4 protein-coding genes are annotated in these 6,492 nt (G+C 65.4%); all 4 read left to right on the top strand.

The genetic code is table 11. From position 1 onward, the window contains the following. Positions 1-608: 608 nt before the first annotated feature. On the top strand, positions 609-2,183 hold the full coding sequence (locus tag ACIQ3B_RS06460) for an AMP-binding protein (RefSeq protein WP_397400785.1): 1,575 nt from the start codon (positions 609-611) through the stop codon (positions 2,181-2,183). A 65-nt stretch (positions 2,184-2,248) separates the two neighbouring features. Continuing rightward, positions 2,249-4,333, top strand: coding sequence for a phosphocholine-specific phospholipase C (locus tag ACIQ3B_RS06455; protein ID WP_397400783.1), 2,085 nt, complete (start codon positions 2,249-2,251; stop codon positions 4,331-4,333). Positions 4,334-4,399: 66 nt separating this feature from the next. Continuing rightward, on the top strand, positions 4,400-5,560 hold the full coding sequence (locus tag ACIQ3B_RS06450; protein ID WP_397400781.1) for a DegT/DnrJ/EryC1/StrS family aminotransferase: 1,161 nt from the start codon (positions 4,400-4,402) through the stop codon (positions 5,558-5,560). A gap of 79 nt (positions 5,561-5,639) precedes the next feature. Further along, positions 5,640-6,314 carry an AAA family ATPase gene (locus tag ACIQ3B_RS06445; RefSeq protein ID WP_397400779.1) on the top strand — a complete coding sequence of 225 codons (675 nt, stop codon included), beginning with the start codon at positions 5,640-5,642 and terminating at the stop codon, positions 6,312-6,314. The last annotated feature ends 178 nt before the right edge of the window (positions 6,315-6,492 follow it).

The raw sequence follows: 6,492 nt of genomic DNA, 5'->3' as shown, positions 1-6,492 counted from the left end.
CCCAGGCCTTCCTGCAAGCCCCCGGCGGCCTCTACGACAAACGCGTCGCCAAGCGCCTCTACGATCACGTCATGTCAGCTGGCAACGCCGTGGATCCCAAGGCCGGCTATCGCGCCTTCCGCGGACGCGATCCCGACGTCTCGGCCTACCTCAAGAGCAAGGGCTTCCCGGCGACTTAAGCGAACAAGTCCGATTGCGCCGCGAAGCAGCGTGCAGATGCGCGTGACCGTCGAAATCTGATTTGTGGGAACCGGCGCTTCAGCCATCTCAGGGAACCGTCGGATGAAACTGCGGCGCGCGGCCTCACGGTCCGGCTCAGGCAAATGAACGCCGATCAGGCCCGCGCCGCTACAGGCGATCCCCGCCCAACCGATCTTGGTTTCGAAGAGTGCGTAGCGCGTCATGGATCAAACCTGGCGCGAGCGCCGCCGCGGCGCTCGCGGATTTCGGACATGAAGACCCCGACGCCTCTCCCGGCGAACGACCTCGGCGAGATCCAGAAACTCCAAAGTCGGCGATTGTCCGCCCGAGCCCGGGCATGCCATGATGTTTTCGAAGATCGGGAATGACGCCGCTCAAGCGGCGCTCCAGAACACGGGATGGAATCAGTGAGCGAACCAGAAGCTTTGAATGCGCGGCTGGAAGCGGCCGCGATGGTGGGCATGAACACGGCGGTCTGGGCGTCGGTCCAGCCGGACAAGCCCTCGGTCGTTGATCCGGACGGCCAGAGCCGGACCTTCGGGGAGGTCAACGCCAATGCCAATCGCCTGGTTCGCCTGTTGCGCAATGCGGGCCTGAAAGCCGGCGACGCGGTCGCGATCCTGACGTCCAACCGCGGCGAATTCGTTGAGGTTCAGGCCGCCACGCTGCGTGGCGGGTTCCGGCTGACCCCGGTGAACTGGCATCTGAATGTCGATGAGATCAGCTATATTCTGAACGACTGCGAAGCCCTGGCCCTTTTTGCGGAAGCCAAGGTCGCGACAGCCAGACCTTCGGCCGACGCGGCACCGGACCTGAAGATCAAGATCTCGATCGGCGGCGCCATCGAAGGGTTCACGACCTATGATGAGGCGCTGGCCGGTCTGGATGGATCCGATATCGCCGACCCCAGCCTCGGCAACCAGATGCTCTACACATCCGGCACCACCGGGCGGCCGAAAGGCGTGTTCCGGGCGGTTCCAGCCGTTACGCCGCAGGCGATGTACGCGATGCGCGGCTATGGCGAGACGTCTGTCCAGATGTGCGCGGGGCCGGCCTATCACGCGGCGCCGCTGGTGTTCGACGTTCGCGCCGCCATGGGCGCCGGGTGCCCGCTGATCTTCATGGACAAGTGGGATTCAGAGCACGTCCTGGCCACCATCGACCGCTACAAGGTCACCCACATGCACCTGGTGCCGATCATGTTCCAGCGACTGCTGGCGCTGCCGCCCGAGGTGAAGGCCAAGTATGACGTCTCGTCGGTCAAATACATCGTCCACGGCGCGGCCCCCTGCCCGCCGGAGGTCAAATTCGCAATGATCGAGTGGTTCGGTCCGGTGCTCAGCGAATACTACGCGGGCTCGGAAGGCGGCGCGGGCTTCATGATCGACAGCCACGATTGGCTGAAGAAGCCCGGGTCGGTGGGCAAGCGCCCCGAACTGCTGGGCTCCAAGATCCTCGACGAGCAGGGCAACGAATGCCCGCCCAACGTATCGGGCACCATCTATCACCAGCTGCCACCGGGCGGGGCGTTCACCTACTACAAGGATGAGAAGAAGACCCAGGCCAGTCGCGTCGGCGACTACTTCACCATGGGCGACATGGGTTACTTCGATGACGATGGATATCTGTTCCTGACCGGCCGCAGCGCCGAGACGATCATCTCGGGCGGGGTGAACATCTATCCGCAGGAAATCGACAACGAGTTGATCAAGCATGACGCCGTCGCCGACAGCGCCACGGTCGGCGTGCCGCACGACGAGTGGGGTGAGCAGGTCAAGGCGGTGATCCTGCTGAAGCCCGGCTACCAGCCCTCGGACCTTCTGGCCCAGGAGATCCTGGGTTTCGCCCGCGACAGCCTGCCGGCTTTCAAGATTCCCCGCAGTCTGGATTTCGTTACGGAATTGCCCCGCTCCGAGGCCGGGAAGATCCAGCGCGGCAAAGTCCGCGCACCCTACTGGGAAGGCCGCGTTCGGCAGATCTAGGCGACGACCGCAGAGGTTGGTTTCGTCATGAAAGCAGGCGTAACCTGCACGGCCCCGGGGACCCCATGCTCGACCGCCGCCAGCTTCTGATCTCCGCAACCGCCGGCGCCGCCCTGCCGGCCGCCATCGCCCGGGCGGCTGGCATCGACGCCAGGGTCCGCACAGGTACGATCCAGGACGTTGAGCACGTGGTGATCCTGATGCAGGAGAACCGCAGCTTTGATCACTATTTCGGCGTGATGAACGGGGTACGGGGGTTTGGCGACCGGTTCCCGATCCCGTTGCCGGGCGGCCGAACGGTCTGGACACAGGCCAATTCGCCCGGCGCCCAGCCGACCCATATTGCGCCCTTCCCGCTGAACACCACCGCGACCTTCGCCCACATGCGGGTGGCGGGCACGCCGCACAGCTGGACAGACGCCCAGGCCGCATGGGACCAGGGCCGCATGGCCGACTGGCCGGCCGCCAAGCGGCCCCATTCCATGGGCTATTTCGAGCCGGCGGACCTGCCGTTCCAGTACGCGCTGGCGAACGCCTTCACACTGTGTGACGCCTACCACTGCTCGATGCAGGTCGGCACCAATTCGAACCGGCTGTTCCTCTTCACCGGCGCCAACGACCCGGGGGGCAAGGGCGGCGGCCCGTCGCTCAGCAACTCGCACGACAGTCTGCCCCAGAAGGGCGGGCCGAAGACGGCCTACAGCTGGATGACCTATCCGGAGCGCCTGCAGGCGGCGGGGGTGACCTGGCGGGTCTATCAGGACATGGCTGACAACTTCAGCGACAACCCGCTGGAGGGGTTCGCCAGTTTCCGGGCGGCCTATGACAAGGCTCCCGGCGCCCAAACGGTCCTCGCGACCGAAGGCCTGTCGACCTACCAGCTGGATCGTCTGCAGGCTGATGTGATGGCTGACGCCTTGCCGCAGGTCTCGTACATCGTGGCCGGCGCCAAGGATTCCGAGCACCCTGATCCCTCCAGCCCGGCCCAGGGCTCTGACTACACCGCCCGGGTTCTGGACGCGCTCACCGCAAACCCGGAGGTCTGGGCCAGGACCGTCCTCTTGGTGATGTTCGACGAAAACGACGGCTTCTTCGACCATGCGCCGCCGCCCGCGCCGCCGTCGCGGGACGCGACGGGCGCTCTTCTGGGTGGGTCCAGCGTCGATCTGACAGGCGAGCACCATCTGACCCCCAATCCGGCGGAGCCTATGGATCTGCCGAAGTACCGTGGGCGACCCTACGGCCTGGGGCCACGCGTGCCGATGTACGTGATCTCGCCCTGGAGCCGGGGCGGCTGGGTCAATTCGCAGGTCTTCGACCATACCTCGGTGATCCGCTTTCTGGAGGCCCGGTTCGGCGTCGCCTCGCCCGAGATTTCGCCCTGGCGGCGGGCCGTCTGCGGCGACCTGACCTCCTGCTTCGACTTCAGGACGCCCAATCGCGAGCGGACGCCGCCAAAGATGCCGGCGACGCGCGCGACGGCGGAACGCGCGGCTGCTCTGGGCAAGACTACCCGACCACCGACACCGGCTGCGGTGGTGGCGCCGGAACAGGCCGCCGGGATCCGACTTTCACGGGCCCTGCCCTACGACCTCAATGCTACCCTTTCGATCGCCGGGGATACCGCCCGCGTCGATCTGGCCAACACCGGCGCGGCGGCGGCGGTGCTCCATGTCTATGATCTGAACGATCTGTCGCCGCCACCGCGTCGCTACACTGTGGCCGCTGGCAAGACCCTGGACGCAAGCTGGCCATTGACGGCGGGCGGATATGATCTCTGGGTCCTCGGCCCCAACGGGTTCCATCGGCACTTCCGCAGCGGGACAGATCCTGGCCTCATTGTTACCACCGGGTTCGACCGCAAGGCCGGGAAACTGACTGTCACCCTCAGGAATACAGGGGCAAGGCCTCTGTCAGTTCAGGCGCGCGCAAACGCCTATGGGCACAAGGCCTGGGTTGTCACGACGCCCCCGGGCGCGACGGTCTCGAACACCTGGGCGCTGTCCGGTTCAAGAGGCTGGCACGACCTGTCGCTGACGCTGGTCGATCATCCGGACTGGCTGCGGCGTGTCGCCGGCCGGCTTGAAAATGGCCGCGACAGCGTTTCGGACCCGGCCATGTTCGGCCCGGCGATCATGACCCGCGCCTGAGGCGCAACACCTCGACACCAAGCGTGTTTTGGCGCCAGGGCCCGACGCAGGGCATAAGTCGACTCCATGATTCCGCTTATTGATCTGCAGGCCCAACGCGCGCGGCTGGGCCAACCACTCGAAGACGCGATCCTCAAGGTCGTGCGGTCCGGCGCCTACATCATGGGACCGGAAATCACCCAGCTCGAGGCTGAACTCTGCACGTTCGGCAAAGCTGCCCATGCATTGACCTGCGGCTCTGGCACCGAGGCGCTGATCCTGCCGTTGATGGCCTGGGAGATTGGCCCGGGCGATGCAGTGTTCTGTCCATCGTTCACATTCGCCGCCACCGCCGAGGTGATGCCGCTGGTCGGCGCCAGCCCGGTGTTCGTGGACGTGCTGCCCGATACCTACAATCTGGACCCGGTGAAGCTGGAGGCGGCCATCGAGGCCGTTAAGGCCGAAGGCAAACTCACGCCGCGGGCGATCATCGCGGTCGACCTGTTCGGACAGCCGGCCGACTATCCGGCCCTGGCCGCCGTCGCCCGGCGACACGGCCTGAAGCTCATCGCCGACAGCGCGCAGGGGTTCGGCTGTACCCTGGCGGGGAAACACCCGCTGCACTGGGCCGATGTGACCACAACCTCGTTCTTCCCGGCCAAGCCGCTGGGCTGCTACGGCGACGGCGGCGCCGTGCTCTGCAACGACGCACGACTGCACGATTTGATGGTGTCGCTAAGGGTCCACGGTCAGGCCGTGAAGTCCGACCTTGAGGGGCGGACCTTCGATCACGACCCAAAGTACATGAACATGCGGGTCGGCATGAACGCCCGGATGGACACGATCCAGGCCGCTGTGCTGCTACAGAAACTGGACATCTTCGCTGACGAGATCACAGCGCGGAACCGCGTCGCAGCGCGTTATGCCGAAAGCCTTGGCGACCTGGTCCGCACGCCGCCGGTGATCGCGGGCGGAGTCTCCGTTTGGGCGCAGTATACCATCGAAACGGACAACCGGGACGGCCTGGCCGCCCACCTGCGGGGTCAGGATATCCCCACGGCTGTCTACTACCCGCTACCCCTGCATCGACAGGCGCCCTACGCCCGTTATCCCCAGCCCGGCGGCCTGCCGGTGACCGAGGCGGCGGCGGGCCGGGTGATCAGCCTGCCGATGCACGCCTATCTGGCGCCCGACGTCCAGGACCGGATCATCGCGGCGATCCGCAATCACGTAAAGCGTAACGACTGACCGCGGGACTGGTCGTACGGGTGTCACACCTTGCGACTAGGCTTCTCCGCTGCTGTCCCGGGGAAAAGCCTGCGTTTTCATGCGAACGGTCGCCGTAATTGCGCGCAAGGGCGGATCGGGCAAGAGCACGGTTGCCGTTCATTTAGCGCTGGCCGCCTTCCTTCGCGGACGCAGGGTGTGTGTGGCGGATACCGATGCACAACGTTCCGCCGCTCAGGTTCTGAAGGGTCGAAAGGCGCCCGGCCCCCAACTGGCCGAGACCTCGGGCCCCAAGCTCTTCACGCTGCAGATCAGCTGTCAGCGCACCGGGGCCGAGCTGATGATCATCGACACCCCTGCCGTAGTGGAGGAAGAGATCAGCCATGCCATCGTCGCCGCCGATCTCTGCCTGATGGTGATCCGGCCCACCTTCCTTGACCTGATCGCCGCAATCCAGACCGCCGAGATTGTCCGCCGGCTCCGCAAACCCGCCCTGGCCGTATTGAACCAGGCGCCATCACCGAGGGCCGGCGTTGAGGCCCCTGCGGTCAAGAGGGCTATGGAAGCCCTCGGTCTGATGCGGATCCAGGTGGTCCCTACGATCATGCGAGCCCGAACCAGCTATCAATCGGCCTTCGAGACGGGGCGATCCGTCGAGGAGTTCGACCCATCGATCGAGGCTGGTCGAGAGGTGGCCGAGCTGTGGACGTTTCTCGACAGGTTCATATTCGGGCGGACTGCGGTTGCGGCGCGAGGCGACAGGAAAAGCGCCTAGGGCGAAACAGCTTCGAGGAGATGCCGGTTCAAGCGCCGGTCGTGCTCTACCCAGATGAAAGCGCGAATGTTTTCCGGTTCGGATGGGTCAGGCTGAAAATGTCAGGCTCCCGGGTTTCAATCCGTCGAACCCATCGGCCATCTCTCCACGGAGCCCGCATGGCTGGTTCCTCACTTGC

The sequence above is a fragment of the Phenylobacterium sp. genome (assembly GCF_044358365.1).
Taxonomy (GTDB): domain Bacteria; phylum Pseudomonadota; class Alphaproteobacteria; order Caulobacterales; family Caulobacteraceae; genus Phenylobacterium.
Note: the sequence above shows the minus strand (reverse complement) of the source record. Positions and strands in the feature narration are given on the sequence as shown.